Here is a 16617-nt window from a genome sequence, read left to right on the forward strand (position 1 = left end):
GCTCTTCAAATACGCAGCCACTCAGCACTGAAGTGGCCCGTGTACGAGTTCAAGCCTAAAGACTTCCTGATCGTGTCAGCACCTGTCCTTCCTCGAGCGATCCAGGTCTTCTCATCTGAAATCAGTCGTTGAGAAATCGACTGTCTTAGTGCTCGGGACGCCTGCTATGTGGCAGAGACCTGTTGTTCACTATGCAGGCATGAGCAGCAGCAATCGCTGTAAAGCTGACCTATGGCGACAGCGAACGAGGGGCTGCGATGGGTCCTCCTGAGGCGCTCACCCACCAGCAAGAAGCAGTCGCGAGACTAGAATCCAACCGAAAACACTGAGCGATTTGCTGCGGTCACAGCCCAGCCAGCAGTAGCAGTGCTGCCTGATTCTCGTACATTGAAACTCGTCGTTTCCCTCACCTATGATCAGCATGGCCGACCGTCATTGAGAACCAGTAACAAACCTTGATACGTCGTTGCATCGCCTTGTCGTACTTCTGCACTGCCCGCGGCTTCGCGCCTCGTCTCAAGCGCAAGCCTTCGGTTTGCCGGATCGTGTTCGCCGCTCATAGCTGCAAAGGACTCAGATGCGCTATCTAGTGATCGGCACCAGTGGTGCGGGCAAATCCACCTTTGCCAAAAAGCTGGCTCGCAAGATCCGGGCCTCATATATCGAACTGGATTCCCACTACTGGGGGGCAGACTGGCAAGCAGTGCCACCCGAGCAATTCAAGCATTCAGTTGTTGAAGCTACTCAAGGAGCATGCTGGGTAGCCGATGGGAACTACAGTGCTGTTCGAGACATGCTTTGGTCACGAGCTACACACGTCGTATGGCTCAACTACGGTCGCTTCACCGTATTTTCTCGCCTGCTCCGGCGCACTCTTGGCCATGGCATCACCCGTAAGCGTCTGTCGCACGGAAACCGGGAGTCACTGCGGATGGCCTTTCTCTCGAAAGAATCAGTACTTCTCTGGTCACTATCCACCTATGCAAAAAACCAGTCAAAGTTCGCAGATCTTCGCGAGCATGGCAAGTATGCGCATCTGCAATGGATTGAATTTTCCGAGCCTTCAGAGGCCTCGACGTTCCTCAAGGCGATCGCTGCCTCACAAGAGCACTGACATGGGTTCACCTTCGCAGCCCTGCTACAGCCCGGCATTTCAATGACCACCTTGCAGTCGCTCGGATGCAGGCTCGGGGACTGACTGCGAGGGCCATAGTCAGGCCCGAACCAGGCCGCCGAATATGCTCGCTATCGCTGCACATCGAGGTCGTAGGTGACCCAGTCGGTCGCCGATGCAAGCTTGTCGTAGAGCTGGCGCGCCTGGGCATTGCTGCCAGCGGTAATCCAACGCACCACAGGCCAGCCCCGCTCCTGCGCTTTGGCAGCCACGCCCATGATCAGGCTGCGGCCTATGCCTGAGCCACGCTGGTCTTGAGCCACAAACAGGTCGTCGAGAAACCCGACATCCTGCGCGATCAGCGGGTCAGGGCACGCGCGAAAATGCGCCAATCCCAGCAAATGGCGCTCCCGCGATTCTGCGACCAGCCCTTCCATCGGGTGATGCAGGTCCATCAGCCATGACCAGCTTCGATCCAGGATCGCATCGGTCATGGGCGACTGGTAGAAATGTGCGTACTGGCGGTAGAGATCGCGCCATGGCGTTCGATCGCTCATTTCCAGGGGGCGAATTTTCACTGCACTCGACATCGGGGTTCTCTTGTCCATGGTTGCTCCTGCTTGGTCACTCCCGAGCCGGTTCTGTGTTTCTCACCAGACGGCGGACGCCGCCGACGGTCCTTCGTGCGAGGGAAAGTTCGGCAGCACCTCCCTGGCTAGCTCCTCCAGCACCTCGGCTGGCGGGCGCTGTGAAAGCTGAATGCCAAGCGCGGCATGGTTTACCCCTGCCGCTTGCCACTCTTCAAGCAAGGCCATCAGCCCTTTTCGCCCGGTGCGCAGAACATAGCCACCGTGCAAGGGGGTCCGAGGATAGCCGGGATCATCCACCAGGTCGATCCACTCGTTCGTCATGTGCGGCCTGAACGCCCCTCCGGGAAGAAGTTCACGCCAGGCCCGAATCTTCTCCGCCAGGAGCTGAGGCCCTCTAGGGGTATGGGTTGCATTGGGATAGGTCAGCCATCCATCCGCATGCTCGGCAAGGCAGAGAGAGCTCTTCAAGCGCGATCGTCGCTTTGAAGCCATTGGGGGAGCTGTCGGAGTAGAGATGCAACATTGAATTTATAGATAATCTAAAATCATTGGAAACGCTGACATCGCAAATTTTCAGATGAATACAGCCTCAAATAAAGCGATCATTTCTTACCAATGAATTTAGAAAATCTAAAGTAAATATGAGCTATCCCTTGCAGGCATTGCGCACATTCGTCGAGGTTGGGCAGCGCAAAAGCGTCAAGGCCGCAGCGCAAGCCCTGCACGTCACCCCCGGCGCCGTAAGCCAGCAAATCCGCGTGCTGGAAGACCGCCTGGGAGTTGTCTTGCTGGAACGTGAACGCCTTGGCATGCGGCTGACCGAAGCAGGTGCCAGCGTGCACCCCAGGCTGCGTGAGGCATTTCTTCAAATTGACCAGGCGATGCATGCCCTGGAACGCAGCAAGGGAAGACGCAGCCTGACCGTCAGCACCGTCGCAACGTTTGCGGCGTCGTGGCTGGTACCTCGGCTTGGACGCTTCAAGCAATTGCACCCCGACATCGAAATCCGCGTTGAAGCAACGTCGGAGCTGGTGGATCTGCAACGAGACCGTGTTGATGTCGCTTTGCGCCATGGGCTGGGAGACTATCCCGGGCTTGAGGTCACCTGCCTCATGGCACCGGTTCTGGCGCCTGTCGCTTCACCCGAGTTTTTGAAGAGCTGCCAGGGTGCGGTGATCAATGAGGCAGGCGATTGCCTTGACTATCCCCTGCTCCACGACAGTGACCGCGCAGATTGGCCGCTCTGGCTCAAAGCACACGGGGTGGCCGACGACGCGCGTGCACAGCGCGGCAGCGCATTTGAAGACGATTTCCTTCTCATCCGCGCTGCGGAAGCTGGGCAGGGCCTGGCTCTGGTGCCGCAGGCATACGCCCAGGAAGAAGTCGCGACTGGCCGACTTATTCAGGTGCTGGACAAACCCTGGCCGGCAAGATTCGCCTACTACGCCGTGACCCGACCTGGTGCAGCTGACCGCCCCGAAGTGCGCGCCTTCCTGGACTGGATTCGCGCAGAAGCGGCCCAGTAAGGCCACAAGCAGATACCCTGCGGCCCTGCCGCTACTCGAATTGAATCAACCGGCATTCCCAGGTAGCGCAAAGCCTCTGGCTCATGCTCAGCGCACTCGCGCTGCCCGCAATGGCGATACCCGCAAGCGAGGCAGATGCTGCACTCGGCGTCATGTTTTTGACCGCCATGCCGAAACTTCTCACCGCATCTAAGGTAATACCAGACAACGCAATAACTGCCAGAAAAATCAGCGATTATTAATGCCATTTCTGAATGGCAACTCTCCAGTTACAGAAGGTATTTCGTCAATAAGACCGGCATTCCACGGCAATGGCCCAAGACTGCCACCTTCAAGCCATAAATATCATGCACCTCGTTCAAGACCAGATTTTCCCAGCATTTATTCATTAATATGTAAATATCCGAAAATCATAATCTTTCTTTCATTCTAATCCCGAAATAACAAAAATTCAGCGCATCGAAAATCAGTTGAACTCTTTAAAATTCCAAAAAACACCCAACTGAATTTCCAAGAACTATCAAAATATGCTGAATGGATTATTGAAATACGCCATCAATAACCAAACAAAAAATTCCAATAACACAAAATTTACGACGAATTATTTCAGTTTTGCATGAATTGAAAAATTAAATCCAAAGAGTTGATTTAATTAATTATATTTACATATTGACTCATTAAACACAACGTCAAGCGTCTACCCCTTTTCAAGGATTCATTTTGTAAGTTCAGTAAAATTTGACATTATTTGACATTTTCTATGGATTTCCCAATGAGCACTAATTAATTTCCTAGAGTATTCAAGCCCCCAGTTTTTTCATCGGGAGCCATCTATGTCAGCCGTCCAGACTTCGTCTCGCCCGCCCTTGTTTAACAATCACAATGATGCGCCTCCATCGATCAACCACTCGATGTGGCCTGGGCACATGGTGGGCCAGCGAGAGCAGCCCGTTCGCGTCTTCCTGGTGGACGACGACAGCCATATTCGTCGAGTGATTGCCCAGGATCTGATGGGCGACTCAAGAACCCTGCTAGTTGGGCATGCCTGCAGCTTGCGTGAGGCACGCAAGAGCATTCAACAGCACGACTTCGACGTTCTGATGATAGATCTCAACCTGGGCGATGGCGAAGGTCTGGATCTGCTTGAGCTTGTCCAAGGCACCCACCCGCATGTGCAAAGCATTATCGTTTCAGTAACTGAAAGAGATGAAAAGGTCTTTCAGGCCTTTGAGAAAGGTGCTGTAGGCTATTTGCTGAAAAACTCCTGGTTTGGCGACTACGCACAAGCAGTATTGCAAGTTGCCAATGGTGGTGCATCCATTACCCCGTCTCTCGCCAAGAAAATCCTGTCGCTGGTTAGCAGATCACAAAATTATGTCGTTTCGGCGTCAAACCGCACCAAAGAAGAGAAACTATCTGAACGAGAAATAGAAATACTGAAACTCATTGCCTGCGGTTACAGCTCTCCTGAAATATCCACGCATCTCAAGATAAGCACAATGACAGTATCCACGCATGTAAAAAACATGTACCGAAAACTGCAGGCCAAGACAAGAGCTCATGCAGTAAAAGCCGCCTCTTTGCGTGGGTTGATATAAATTTGAAGGCATTTTCTTTATTTATAGCCCGAGGCGGCAATAGTATGAAATCGCTGAGAAATCTTGGTTGGAGGGCAACAACCAGTTTCCTTCAGGCCATTACCTTGCTCAGCTGGTGTTTTCTCACACCTCTGCGAAACCAGGATTGGTTTTTTGTCTTCAGTATTTTGGTGGCTTTCAGCGGATTGCTTATCTCGCTTTGGTACATTCCCGGAATCTATCGTGTCATCAAGGCCAGACTGCGCTCCAGTGCCCAACCATCCAAGGAAGTTCAGGAAGAGCGCAAGCGCATCGCCTCAGACCTGCATGACACTTTGGGCAGCCAGTTGGTAGAGGCCTTGAGCCTGATGAACTCACAGTCCTCGGCTGAAGATGGCCCTGCCAGAAAAGTACTGGAGCAGTCGCTGCTGGACCTGCGCCTGATCGTCGACTCCATGGATGCCCAATCCGACAATCTGGCCATGCGCCTGGCGCGATTGCGCTATCGGCTGGAGCCCGCGCTTCAACGCAAAGGCCTTGTACTGCACTGGCAGTTGACCGACCCCGAGCTCGGGGTCGGTCAGCAGACCACGCTGCCACTTCCCAGAGACCGCGTTGCGCATGAAATCCTGGCCGTTGTTCAGGCTAGTCTTAGCAACGCCATCGAGCACGCCGATGCGACCGAGATGTGGTTGATACTGGAGCCCTATCAAAAGGGCGATCTGCAAAGCTTCGGCTGGGACTGGTATCTGAGCATAGAGGACAACGGCAAGGGCTACGATCTTCGAGCCGTGCTCAACGACCCCAGCAAGTCCGGGCATGGCGTCATAAACATGTTTCATCGCATGCGAAACATTGGCGGCGACCTTCACATCCACCCCCGCCATGGCGGAGGCACACAGGTATTGATGCGATGGCGGTGTGAATCGAACAGCCTTTCCTAGAGAGGCCTGAATTCACGACGTTCTTATTGTGGACACCGCACGTCGTGCCCACCTCATGCTCGATTGGGGGCTCCAGGGCAAGCGAGCTCATCTCATTGATGAACACTCCGCTATTCAGACAAAACGCCATCAGCGCCTGATTGGACTTCGCCTCGAGCTTGCGCATCGCGGCCATCTTCTGGGAACTCATTGTCTTGATGCTGCGGTTAAGACGTTCGGAAATCTCTACAAGGCTGTTGATTTCCACCCAGAAGTGACCCACTAGCCCCCGGAGGGTCCGTTTTACCTGGAAATCAACACGGGCCTTCCTTGACAGGCATTCTGCGACGGAATGGCTGGCGCGCTGTATCTGGCCATGGGCATCCATCTACCCATGGCAGGCTGCAGCACAAATCCGTTGCACATTACAACTATATAGTTGTATATTGCAACCAATTATGATTGTTTGGCACCACAGATGACCAACACCATGTCTGAAATTGACTCGATTCGAGCCGACTCCCGCGCCCTGGTAAGAGAGCTCGGATTCATGCAGCCGACACTGGCCGCAACGGATTACTCGGCATCGGCTGTGCATGCATTGCTTGAAATCGACGCCCATGAAGGCATGACCTCCGTTCAACTCGTGCAGCTTTTAGGGCTGGAGAAGTCAAGCGTCAGCCGAATGCTTGCGAAACTGGTTGCAGCAGGAGAGATCAAGGAAATGGCTGCTATCGATGACGGCCGTTTCAAGCTATTGCAGTTGACACATCAGGGGCGCTGCACGGTCAGACAGATTCATTCCTATGGCCAGATGCAGGTGCAAAGTGCGTTTCAGCACCTCAATCGCTCCCAGCAACAAGCGGTTGCGCAGGGCTTGTCCGCATATGCAGGAGCACTTAAATCCCACCGTTTGAATTTGGCAGAAAAGCAGCAAAGCCCAATTACCGTAAGCGCAGGATATCGCCCCGGACTGGTTGGGCGCATTGCCGAAATGCACGCGGCGTTCTACTGGAAGCACTCCAATTTTGGGCAGTTTTTCGAGAGCCAGGTCGCAAGTGGAGCGGCTGAGTTCGCCGGACGGCTGAACAAGCCATGCAATAGGGTGTGGACCGCCCTGCTCAATGACCGAATTGTTGGTTCGCTCGCGATTGATGGGCAGGACCTGGGTGAAAACAGGGCCCATCTGCGATGGTTTATCTTGGACGATGGTTGTCGCGGTAGCGGCGTCGGCAGGCAATTGATGACAGAGGCGATGACATTCTGCGATATGCGCGGGTTCCGTGAAGTCCATCTGTGGACATTCAAGGGGTTGGACGCTGCCCGCAAGCTGTATGAGTCTTTTGGCTTCAAGCTGCAGAAGGAGGAACAAGGAACTCAGTGGGGAAGCGCAGTGACTGAGCAGCAATTCGTTCGCGTGTCCTGAAAATTTATTGCCGGTTCAAGGGCAGCTTCTGGCCGACAGCAGGCGGCGAAGCCGCTGTGGCGATATTCTCTGCGCGCCATGAGAGCCATGATGCAAACGTAGCGCCCATCGTGAATGGAGCGATGGCAACGGGCCATTGGCGCGGCGACTCCGCAAAGAACAATTTGATTAGACGCTAGAATGAGAATAGTTCTCACTATCAAATAATGCCGCGTCATCGCGGTCTACCGTCTGTGACCGCATCCTCCTCTGCTCCTGCTGATCCCGTTCACGCGCTGTACGTTGAACATCATGGCTGGCTACAGCATTGGCTGCGGCGCAAGCTGGGCAATGCCTTCGAGGCATCAGACATTGCGCACGACACTTTTGTCAACGTCATCGTCTCCGGGATGGCGGCGCGCATCGAGCAGCCTCGACCTTTCCTGGTTACGGTAGCCAAGAACCTGGTCATTCGCCACTACCGCCGTCGTATGCTGGAGCAAGCCTATCTTGATGCTGTGGCGCTATTGGCGGAAGATCTGGTGCCGCCACCAGAGGAGCGCTTGATTACTCTTGAGTCGCTGCAGGCAGTCGATCAAGTATTGGATGCTCTGGCTCCAAAGGCACGTGAAGCATTCTTGTTGGCTCATCTGGAAGGCCTGACTTACGCTGCCATTGCACAGAGGCTCGGTGTCTCGATGACTTCGGTGAAGCGCTATCTGATGCAGGCGCACCGTCAATGTTTTCTCCTGGCGCTGGCCTGATCCATGCGCACTGCTTCTGTTTCGTCATGACAAAGCGCTCTACCTGCCGCCTGGCGGCTCCTGCACCGGGCACCGGTGTGCAGTTGCGCGCCGGCGGTGCCCCCCTAGATGCCTCCGTTGCCGAAGCCGCCGCAGACTGGTTTACGCGCCTGCACGGCGGCGCCGCTACGGAAGCAGAGAAAAAGAGCTGGAGTCAGTGGCATGACGCCCACGCAGACCATGCCCGTGCCTGGCAGCATTTGCAGTCCATTACCGGTGCATTGCAGGGATTGAACGCAGACGGTGTGGGCTACCGCACATTGCACGCAGCGCCCGCGTCCGCGTCACGTCGACGTTTGCTGGGCTTGTTCGTGGGCGTGGGCACTGCCGCAGGCGCTAGCTGGATCGTCACGCGCACGCCTCAATGGCAGCAGTTGGCGGCGGACTACCGCAGCGGCGCCGGAGAGCGCCAGCGCCACACGCTGCCCGATGGCACCGAATTGCTGTTGGGCACCCGTAGTGCGGTGGCTCTGAATTTCGCACGCCCCGAACGCCGCGTTCGTCTGCTGCAGGGCGAAGCCCTGTTCACTACCGGCCACCCGCCGGGTGAACTGGGCGAGCTGCCTTTCGTGGTTGAGACCGCCGAAGGACGTATACGCGCCCTCGGCACGCGTTTTACTGTGCGGCAGAACAGTGGCAAGACCCAGGTGGCGGTGTTTGAGGGCGCGGTGGAAATACACCCGGTCGACGCTTCCCCGGGCAGCACACCCTTGCGACTGGATGCAGGCCAGGTAGTCGTTTTTGAACGCACGCATGCTCATGAGCCAGGTGCAGCCGGTGAGCGCGAGCTGGCCTGGAGCCAAGGGCAGTTGTGGGTGGACAACCAGCGGCTCGATGATTTTCTGGTTGAACTGGGGCGCTACCGCAGTGGCTGGCTACGGGTAGATCCTGCGGTGGCCGGGCTGCGCTTTTCAGGAGTCTTCCCTCTTGGGGCAGAAGGAGGAGTTGCCAATACCGATGCGGTTCTGGCCATGCTCCCGAGTTCGCTGCCAGTGCAAGTGCGTTGGCGCTCCCACTGGTGGGTCAAAGTGGAGGCTGCCCACGCCGGCAGCCATTGAGGCGACGGTGGCACAACTGCTTGCAGCATGGCATCCGCCCTGCCCTGCCATCCAGGACTCGGGCCAGGGTGACATCCAGCTGGTCCGGCTTGTTTCTCGATAGCTCTTGCGCCCAAGCCTCTGTGCAGTTGCGGCCCGCAGCGATGACGTCCAAAGCATCTGAAAGAAATTTGCACCAGGGCTGACCCGATTCGAACTCTCAGGCTTCTTTATTTCCGAAAGCTTTCAATCATTGCCATCGGATTTCAAAGACTGTTCAACGTCATGCACCTTCAAACCTCCCATCGGTCAACGCGCCGCCTTTTCGCTCCATCCCTACTGGCCCATTCCGTGCATTGGGCTCTGTGTGCAGGCACCATCGCCATTTTGCCGCTGGCCGTGACGGCCGCTCACGCTCAAACATCGCAACAGCGCAGCTACGACATCCCGGCCGGCCCCCTAGATACGGCACTGCGCAGCGCAGCTGGTCAAGCCGACGTGGCACTGATCTTCACGCCAGAACAGACTGCTGGCCGAAGCAGCAACGGGCTGCGCGGCAACTACACCGTCGAGGGGGCTTTTGGGGCGCTGCTCAAGGGCACTGACTGGCAAGCAGTGCGCCAGAGCAATGGCGGCTGGGCCTTACGCCGCGTGCCGCAGGTAAGCCAGAGCGCTGCTGGAGCAGCTGCGGGGGAAACCGAAATGGCGGCGGTCACAGTGACTGCAGCAGCTGAGCGCACTGTTGTTGCTGAGGGTGCATATACACCCACCGCCCCCTTGACCACCGCTACCCGCATGGGCCTGGCGCTGCGAGAAACGCCGCAATCCGTCAGCGTCGTTACGCGCCAACTGATGGACGATATGGCACTGACAGCCGTACCTGACGTGCTTGAAAAAACGCCCGGAATCACCGTGGGCCGCAATGACAGCGAGCGCTACACCTTCTATTCGCGCGGCTTCACCATCGAGAACTTCCAGTTCGATGGCGTGCCCAACACCATGGACTCGGCCAACCAGTACACGACCTCGCTGGCCGACAGCGCCATTTACGAGCGAGTGGAGGTTGTCAAAGGCGCCACCGGTCTACTGACCGGAGCGGGCAACCCATCGGCAGTGGTCAATCTGGTGCGCAAAAAGCCCACCAAGGAGCTCGCAGCCTCGGTGGAGGTGGGCGCAGGTTCATGGAACCGTTACCGCTCTACCGCCGATGTTTCCGGGCCGTTGAATGCGGCCGGAACGGTGCGCGGCCGTGTCGTCGTGGCCGGACAAAATGCCGAGTCCAATGTGGATTACTACAGCCGGGACACGCGTAACTTTTACGCCATTGTCGAGGCAGACCTCACGCCCAACACGCTGCTGAGCCTGGGCTTTGACTACATGCAGTCCAAGGCCGATGGCTCAACCTTCGGCCACTTGCCATTGTTCTACAGCGATGGCACGCGCACCGACTTCAGCCGCTCGGTCAATCCGGCTGCGCGCTGGTCCTACTGGGACAACGACAGTCGCAACCTGTTCGGCAGTCTGAAGCATGATTTTGGTGGCGGCTGGGTGCTGGATGCATCGGCCAGCCACCTCACGCAGTCGCGTGACGTGGTCTACGGTGCGGCCTATAACGGCACAGTGAACCGGGTGACGGGGGCGGGTATCCGCATGATCGCGGGCACCATTCCCACGCAGACCGACGTCAACACCTTCAACGCTGCATTGAACGGTAAGTTTCAGCTGCTGGGCCGTAGCCATGATGTGATGCTGGGTGCGGGCTATTCGCGCCAGCACCGGGCGGCCCAGTTGTCTAACACGGTCTGGACGAACATCCCCAATTACTTTGCCTGGGACGGCAACATCGCCCAGCCCACGTTCACGCGCAACTCAGACCGCGACATCGTGGTTTTGGAAAAGGGTTTGTCGGCGGCAACCCGCCTGCGGCCCGCGGATGACCTGTCGGTGATTCTGGGCGCCCGCGCCAGCTGGTACGACATGCTGGACACTAACACGGCGCTGGCCACGGGCAAGACCAGCCTGAACAACGACCTGCAGGTGAACCGCAAGATCACGCCCTATGCAGGCCTGGTCTATGACCTGAACCCGCAGTGGTCCGTGTACGGCAGCGTGACCAATATCTTCAACCCGCAGACCTATTACAAGGATGCGGGCGGCAACCCCTTGTCGCCGCTGACGGGGCTGAGCAAAGAGGTAGGAGTGAAGGGCGAACTGCTTGATGGCAAGCTCAACACCAGCGTGGCGCTGTTCCACATCAAGCAAAAGAATGCGGCGCAGTACCAGGGGCTGAACGGTAGCAGCGGTGAGGAGATCTACACCGCCATCGATGGCATCACCAGCCAGGGTCTGGAGGCCGAGCTGTCCGGCAGCATCGCGCCGGGCTGGAACCTGTTCGGGGGGTATACCTACCGCACGTCCAAGGCGCCGGCACAGCCTGATGTGGTCACGCCAGCGGTGAATACCAATCAGCCCCGCCATCTGCTCAAGCTGGGCAGCACCTACCGCCTGCACGGTGACTGGTCGCGCTGGACCGTGGGTGGCAATGTCACTTGGCAAACCGAAACCTATTACCAGCAACCCAGCGCCCCGTACTGGCGTGCCACCCAGCCGTCGTATGCCGTGGTGGGACTGATGGCACGTTATGAGATGGACAAACACTGGTCAATGTCGATCAACGTGAACAATCTGTTCGACAAGACCTATATGCCGGGCCTGGGCTCTTACGGCACGGGCGTCTATGGCGATCCGCGCAATGTACTGGTGACAGCGCGCTACCGCTTCTAAGAGCCGCCAACACCACCCTTGATACGTCGCAGCGAAGCCTTGTCATACTTCTGTACTGCCTGCGGCTTCGCGTTTCGTCTCAACCGCAAACCTTGGGTTTGCCGGGTCGTGCTAGCCGCTTCACGGGTCAGGCGTGTAACGTCAGACGATGCTGAACGCCGATTGGCTGTCTAGCATCGCCATTGTCAATGGCTTCATATCCCAGTGAACGCTTCTGAGATGTGTGAAGAGCCGCAAATGCTCTATCTATGACTGTCGCAATACGTCCCAAGGTGGTTCGGCAAGGTGCTATTTCCTTGCTTCGGTCAACATACGAACGGCCAAGCCGGCGAGGACTGTTCCCATCAGCCATCGCTGGACCAAGATCCACGTCGGACGGACGGAAAGAAATACTGCTATCGATCCTGCAAGCATGGCAATCGTGGCGTTCACACTGACGCTGATCATAATCTGGGTGAAGCCCAGAACCAGGGATTGAGAGAGCACACTGCCATGTTCAGGGCTGATGAATTGAGGCAGCAGTGACAGATACATCACAGCGATCTTCGGGTTGAGAAGATTGGTCAGGAACCCCATCAGGAACAGTTTCTTTGGGCCATCCTGCGGAAGGTTCTTGACTTCGAACGGAGAGCGACCGCCCGGCTTGACGGCTTGCCATGCCAGATAGATCAGGTACAGAGCCCCAGCAATGCGCAACGCATCGTAGGCATACGGTACCGCCATGACGATTGCCGTAATGCCAAGTGCCGCGCACATCATGTAGAACACGAAACCGAGAGCAACTCCTCCCAGGGAGATAAGCCCGGCGGCACGTCCCTGGCATATCGATCGGGAAATCAAATAAACCATGTTCGGTCCTGGAGTGAGGACCATTCCAAGGGAAACAAGGCCGAAAGCAAGCCAATTCTCAAAGCCAGGCATGATGGTTTCTTAAGTGTTGTTGCATTTAAATGTATCAGTCGAGGTCTGCTCCGGGCCGAAAGCAGCAGCACTCGACCCGAATCAGGCAGCAGCAGAGTGAGCGGCCCTCTCCAGTCGTATGCGCCCGATATTCATCAACAACATGCCGAAGATGGCCGTAGCGCCGCCTCCCAGCAGCGAACTGGTAATGGGTTCTCTGAGCCAGAAGCTGGACAGCAGCATCCCAAACAGCGGCACCAGGGACATATACGCGGCTGCGGCGCCAGCACCCAGCTCCTGGACGCCCTTCAAGTACCAGGCGTAAGCCAATGCCGTAGCGCCCAGGGCCAGGGCCACAACGCTGTACCAAGCGGCTGCAGGGGCTTTTGCCAGGCCAGCCCAGGCGGACGAGCCCTCCAGGGCAATGCTGCCCACAAGAAGTAGTGCAGCGCCAATGAGTGCGGTCGCCGTCGTCGTGGTCAGCGCATCCACGCGGGTCAGAACGATGCGTCCTATCAGGGTATAGGCAACCCAGCATGCGGCGCAGCCAAGCAGCAGCCACTCCCCCACGCCGGACGAGGAAGACACCAGCCCCCCCAAAGCGCCGCCGCTCAGCGCATACAGGGCGCCCGTCACCGCCAGCGCCAAACCCAGGCACATGATGGCGTTCACGCGTTCACGAAACAGTAGCGCTGCGAACAACATGGTCAGGACCGGGTTGAGCGCCACCACCATGGCCGCCTTGCCCGCAGGCACAGTCTTGAGTGCCTGTAAGAAGAACACGGAGTAGCCCAGTACGCCTACGGCAGAAGCGCAGGCCAGGCCCGCCCATTGGCGAGGCTCCAGGACACGTAATGCACCCATGCGCCCGCTGCGGTACAGCCACAGCACCAGCAGGAGCCCAGCCAGAAAGAAGCGCAGGCTGGCCGCAGCCAGAGGAGGCATGGCTTGCGCAACGATGCGTCCCCAGGGCCAGGAAGCGCCCCACAGGGCAGCCATGCCAATCAATCCCAAATGGGTGGAGGTTCGTAATGTGTTCATGAGACGTTACTATCTGATAATCAGTATTCATCGTCGAATGAGTAAAAGCTCATGACATTCACGCAACTCGAAGTATTTGCTGCGCTCGCCCGAGTCAGCAGCTTCTCGCGCGCAGCGGGTGTGCTGGGTATTTCCCAGAGCGGCGTCAGCCATGCCATCAAGCAGTTGGAGACAGAGCTGGGCGTGACGCTTTTCAAGCGAGAAGGGGCAGCGGCAACACTGACCGACGTGGGCGCCAGACTACTGAGCCGCGCCAATGACATCCTTCAGCAAAAAGAGGCATTGCAGCAGGAAGCCGATGCGGAGCATGGCATTGCCCGGGGCACCTTGCGCATTGCATCTTTTGGCGCCACCTCGTCGCTGCGTGTGCTGCCGCGGCTCCTGGCGCGCTTTCAGCAGAAGCACCCCCTGGTCGAGGTGCACATCGAGGAAACCATAGACAGCACAGTCGTGCAGTGGTTGCTGGAGCGGCGCGTGGAACTGGGCTTTGTCGTCTTGCCCGACGAGCGCTTCGACACCCTGACCCTGGCCGAAGACGAGCTGGTGGCGGTGCTGCCTGCTGCGCATCCCCTGGCATCCCAATCGGCCATTGGTGCCATGAGCTTTCATGGACAGCCCTTTATCCGCACCAGCGCAGGCTCAGGCCCCCATATCGATGCTTTTTTGGCCAGCCAAGACGCCTCACCCAGAACTCTGTTCAGGTTTGAGCAGCTCACCTCAATGATGGGCTTTGTAGCGCAAGGCGAGGCAGTCACCATTGCTGCACGCCTGGCTCTGCCAGAGCCCCCGGTTGGTGTTGTCTACCGCCCATTAAAGCCCCGCTGTCGCCGGAAAATCGCGTTGGCCGCGCTGAGTTTTGACAAGCTCTCGCCCGCTGCTTTGGCTTTTGTCGAGCTGGCTCAGAAAAGCAGGGCCAGTCTGGCGGTTGAGTATTGAGTGACTTCGTCATCCGGGGCAAGTGTTCTCCCGAATGCCTGGAGCCAAAGGTGGTCAGCAACGGCGACGCAAGGCAGATTGCCGTCTTCGATAAGGCAACAAGTTATGGTCGTCCGAAGAATGCAAGGTTCATTGCATTACTGGATATTTGCCGACCAGTCTTTGCCATCATGGGAGGCTCAAGTCCATACCGAGCATCCTGGCAAGGCCAAAGGTGAACAGCAACACACACAGCAGCGCCAGCATGAAGGCTGCAGCCACCTTGCCACCCGTGCGCAGCAGCGCGCGCCTGTCCATTCCCTTCTTTCCTTGGTCGTAATGCCACTTGATGGCGAAGAACATGCACGCGCCGAAGATGAGAACCTTGAACGTAACAAAGATTACAGGGACCCAATCGATCATTTGAGAATTTCCAGCCTATGACTTGACACTGTCTATCGTGAGGAGCACCGCCCTCCCGAAGGAGAGAAGCGAAGACGTCGGCGATTGCCATACAAGAATGGGATCGCCACACGCTCTGAGGCATATTACTTAAAAGCAATTTCCATACATTAAGACAAAATGTCTGCGTATGAAAACCATACAAGATGACAGTTTGCCAGTTTGGCTGCCGCGATTGGCCGTGCATGGCGGGCCGCGCTTCTTGCAGATTGCGGATGCCTTGCAGGCGGCAATGGCAGACGGATCGCTTAAGCCGGGTGATCGTCTGCCTCCGCAGCGCCAGTTGGCAGCGCAGCTGAACCTCGACCTGACGACGGTCACGCGCGCATACGACGAAGCCAGACGCCGCCATCTGCTGGAGGGCCGCGGCGCGCGAGGTACTTATGTTGCGGCACCGAAAGTTGAACTGACCTCGGTCCTCGACCTGAGCATGAACACTCCTCCCCCGCCTGCTGGCGTGGACTTCGACGACCTGCTGAAGCAAGGCCTTTCTCAGGTAATGATGGGGGCAGACACCGCATTGCTGATGACTTACCACCTGGGCGGTGGAAGCGACTCCGACCGTAAGGCAGGAGCCAGATGGCTGGAGCCGATGTTTGGAACTCTGGATTCAGCGCAGGTTGTTGTCTGTCCGGGCGCGCAAGCGGCAATTGCCGCCTTGATCCTGACCCTGACGAAGCCTGGCGATGTGATACTGACAGAGTCAGCAAGTTATCCGGGCCTGCGTACTGCCGCAACCCAGCTCGGCCGGCGCATCGTTGCGGTGAAAGCGGACCAGCACGGGATAATGCCCGAGATGCTGGAGCAGGCCTGCCATCAGCACCAGCCTGGGCTGGTCTACCTCAATCCCACATTGCAGAACCCGACCGCCATCACCATTCCGGAGCGCCGGCGCAAGGAGCTCGCCAACATCGCGAAGCGCTGCAATGTACGCATCATCGAGGATGATCCCTACTGGCTGCTTGCCGATGCACCGCCACCACCTATTGCCGCGTTTGCCCCGGAGCAGGTGTGCTACATCTCGACCCTGTCGAAATGCCTGACGCCCGGTTTGCGTGTGGCCTTCGTGCTCATACGTGACCAGCATGAACGCGAACGTTTCCTGGTCGCGCTCAGGTCATTTGCGCTGATGGTCGCTCCTCTGACGGCTGCACTGGCCACACAGTGGATCCTCGACGGCTCGGCTGCCGCTTTGATGCAAGGCGTTCGCAAGGAGGCGCGTCTGCGTCACTGGATGGCCAGGGATATTCTTGCGGGGAGGTACAACGGCACAGGAGACGGCCTGCATATATGGCTCGAGTTGCCAGGGTATTGGAGCTCCTCACAGCTTGCGCGTGCAGCCGGCAGCGAGGGCATCGCAGTCACTCCAGCAGAGGCATTCGCCACCTGCAGCGACTCCGTCAATGCCATTCGCATCTCGTTGGGCAGCATCAAGGACCGTGGCCGCCTGCAGACAGGCCTTCAAAGGCTCTCTCATCTGCTTGCACGAAGGCCAGAGCCGTTCAGCGCTGCGGTGGTTTAAGTGCCCGGGAAAGACGGC

Annotated in this window: 14 protein-coding genes and 2 pseudogenes; 10 read left to right on the top strand and 6 right to left on the bottom strand. The window is 57.4% G+C overall.

All coding sequences use genetic code 11. From position 1 onward, the window contains the following. Nucleotides 1-577: 577 nt before the first annotated feature. A complete protein-coding gene (locus tag P353_RS09285) occupies nucleotides 578-1114 on the top strand; it encodes a toxin (RefSeq protein WP_034368388.1) in 537 nt (178 codons plus the stop codon). 131 nt (nucleotides 1115-1245) lie between these two features. Here the strand turns inward: P353_RS09285 and P353_RS09290 are convergent, their stop codons facing one another. The 3 genes and pseudogenes from P353_RS09290 to P353_RS29875 form a co-directional block, all read right to left on the bottom strand. Beyond that, nucleotides 1246-1722 (bottom strand): GNAT family N-acetyltransferase, encoded by a 477-nt coding sequence (locus P353_RS09290; protein WP_232776379.1) that lies wholly within the window; start codon nucleotides 1720-1722, stop codon nucleotides 1246-1248. Between the two features lie 42 nt (nucleotides 1723-1764). Beyond that, nucleotides 1765-2154 (bottom strand): annotated as a pseudogene (locus P353_RS09295) (LLM class flavin-dependent oxidoreductase); the annotation flags it as partial. Beyond that, nucleotides 2153-2227, bottom strand: a pseudogene (locus tag P353_RS29875) (glutathione S-transferase); the annotation flags it as partial. The pseudogenes P353_RS09295 and P353_RS29875, both read right to left, overlap by 2 nt. Nucleotides 2228-2345: 118 nt before the next feature. Here P353_RS29875 and P353_RS09300 point away from each other — a divergent pair. The 7 genes from P353_RS09300 to P353_RS09330 all read left to right on the top strand — a co-directional run bounded on the left by P353_RS09300 (nucleotide 2346) and on the right by P353_RS09330 (nucleotide 11759). After that, nucleotides 2346-3230, top strand: a complete 885-nt coding sequence (locus P353_RS09300) for a LysR substrate-binding domain-containing protein (protein ID WP_034368393.1) — start codon at nucleotides 2346-2348, stop codon at nucleotides 3228-3230. Nucleotides 3231-4156: 926 nt separating this feature from the next. Next, nucleotides 4157-4828, top strand: coding sequence for a response regulator transcription factor (locus tag P353_RS09305; protein ID WP_034368396.1), 672 nt, complete (start codon nucleotides 4157-4159; stop codon nucleotides 4826-4828). 2 nt (nucleotides 4829-4830) lie between these two features. Then, complete coding sequence (locus P353_RS09310; RefSeq protein WP_034368398.1) at nucleotides 4831-5751, top strand: sensor histidine kinase; 921 nt, start codon at nucleotides 4831-4833, stop codon at nucleotides 5749-5751. Between the two features lie 457 nt (nucleotides 5752-6208). Further along, complete coding sequence (locus P353_RS09315; protein ID WP_034368401.1) at nucleotides 6209-7156, top strand: bifunctional helix-turn-helix transcriptional regulator/GNAT family N-acetyltransferase; 948 nt, start codon at nucleotides 6209-6211, stop codon at nucleotides 7154-7156. A 206-nt stretch (nucleotides 7157-7362) separates the two neighbouring features. Then, nucleotides 7363-7899, top strand: coding sequence for a sigma-70 family RNA polymerase sigma factor (locus P353_RS09320; protein WP_052084813.1), 537 nt, complete (start codon nucleotides 7363-7365; stop codon nucleotides 7897-7899). A 26-nt stretch (nucleotides 7900-7925) separates the two neighbouring features. After that, complete coding sequence (locus tag P353_RS09325) at nucleotides 7926-8996, top strand: FecR domain-containing protein (protein WP_034368696.1); 1071 nt, start codon at nucleotides 7926-7928, stop codon at nucleotides 8994-8996. Between the two features lie 330 nt (nucleotides 8997-9326). Beyond that, a complete protein-coding gene (locus P353_RS09330) occupies nucleotides 9327-11759 on the top strand; it encodes a TonB-dependent siderophore receptor (protein WP_034368407.1) in 2433 nt (810 codons plus the stop codon). Between the two features lie 288 nt (nucleotides 11760-12047). Here the strand turns inward: P353_RS09330 and P353_RS09335 are convergent, their stop codons facing one another. Beyond that, complete coding sequence (locus P353_RS09335) at nucleotides 12048-12680, bottom strand: LysE family translocator (protein WP_034368409.1); 633 nt, start codon at nucleotides 12678-12680, stop codon at nucleotides 12048-12050. 81 nt (nucleotides 12681-12761) lie between these two features. Next, the gene (locus P353_RS09340; protein WP_034368412.1) at nucleotides 12762-13700 is read right to left on the bottom strand and encodes a DMT family transporter; all 939 of its coding nucleotides are present in this window, start codon (nucleotides 13698-13700) and stop codon (nucleotides 12762-12764) included. A gap of 51 nt (nucleotides 13701-13751) precedes the next feature. On the opposite strand from P353_RS09340, the gene P353_RS09345 reads away from it, so the two are divergent. Continuing rightward, the gene (locus P353_RS09345; protein WP_034368414.1) at nucleotides 13752-14636 is read left to right on the top strand and encodes a LysR family transcriptional regulator; all 885 of its coding nucleotides are present in this window, start codon (nucleotides 13752-13754) and stop codon (nucleotides 14634-14636) included. A 168-nt stretch (nucleotides 14637-14804) separates the two neighbouring features. On the opposite strand, the gene P353_RS09350 is transcribed toward P353_RS09345, so the two are convergent. Continuing rightward, complete coding sequence (locus tag P353_RS09350) at nucleotides 14805-15038, bottom strand: hypothetical protein (protein ID WP_034368417.1); 234 nt, start codon at nucleotides 15036-15038, stop codon at nucleotides 14805-14807. Nucleotides 15039-15207: 169 nt separating this feature from the next. Between P353_RS09350 and P353_RS09355 the strand changes: the two genes are divergently transcribed. Next, complete coding sequence (locus P353_RS09355) at nucleotides 15208-16599, top strand: PLP-dependent aminotransferase family protein (RefSeq protein WP_198529049.1); 1392 nt, start codon at nucleotides 15208-15210, stop codon at nucleotides 16597-16599. The last annotated feature ends 18 nt before the right edge of the window (nucleotides 16600-16617 follow it).

This window comes from Comamonas testosteroni (assembly GCF_000761245.1).
Lineage (GTDB): Bacteria > Pseudomonadota > Gammaproteobacteria > Burkholderiales > Burkholderiaceae_C > Comamonas > Comamonas testosteroni_C.

Excerpts from the sequence above, each read along its gene's own strand:
- P353_RS09290 (WP_232776379.1), bottom strand. The coding sequence starts at position 1,722 with ATGGACAAGAGAACCCCGATGTCGAGTGCAGTGAAAATTCGCCCCCTG.
- P353_RS09305 (WP_034368396.1), top strand. The coding sequence starts at position 4,157 with ATGGTGGGCCAGCGAGAGCAGCCCGTTCGCGTCTTCCTGGTGGACGAC.
- P353_RS09285 (WP_034368388.1), top strand. The coding sequence starts at position 578 with ATGCGCTATCTAGTGATCGGCACCAGTGGTGCGGGCAAATCCACCTTT.
- P353_RS09325 (WP_034368696.1), top strand. The coding sequence starts at position 7,926 with ATGACAAAGCGCTCTACCTGCCGCCTGGCGGCTCCTGCACCGGGCACC.
- P353_RS09320 (WP_052084813.1), top strand. The coding sequence starts at position 7,363 with ATGCCGCGTCATCGCGGTCTACCGTCTGTGACCGCATCCTCCTCTGCT.
- P353_RS09315 (WP_034368401.1), top strand. The coding sequence starts at position 6,209 with ATGACCAACACCATGTCTGAAATTGACTCGATTCGAGCCGACTCCCGC.
- P353_RS09350 (WP_034368417.1), bottom strand. The coding sequence starts at position 15,038 with ATGATCGATTGGGTCCCTGTAATCTTTGTTACGTTCAAGGTTCTCATC.
- P353_RS09340 (WP_034368412.1), bottom strand. The coding sequence starts at position 13,700 with ATGAACACATTACGAACCTCCACCCATTTGGGATTGATTGGCATGGCT.
- P353_RS09335 (WP_034368409.1), bottom strand. The coding sequence starts at position 12,680 with ATGCCTGGCTTTGAGAATTGGCTTGCTTTCGGCCTTGTTTCCCTTGGA.
- P353_RS09300 (WP_034368393.1), top strand. The coding sequence starts at position 2,346 with ATGAGCTATCCCTTGCAGGCATTGCGCACATTCGTCGAGGTTGGGCAG.
- P353_RS09345 (WP_034368414.1), top strand. The coding sequence starts at position 13,752 with ATGACATTCACGCAACTCGAAGTATTTGCTGCGCTCGCCCGAGTCAGC.
- P353_RS09355 (WP_198529049.1), top strand. The coding sequence starts at position 15,208 with ATGAAAACCATACAAGATGACAGTTTGCCAGTTTGGCTGCCGCGATTG.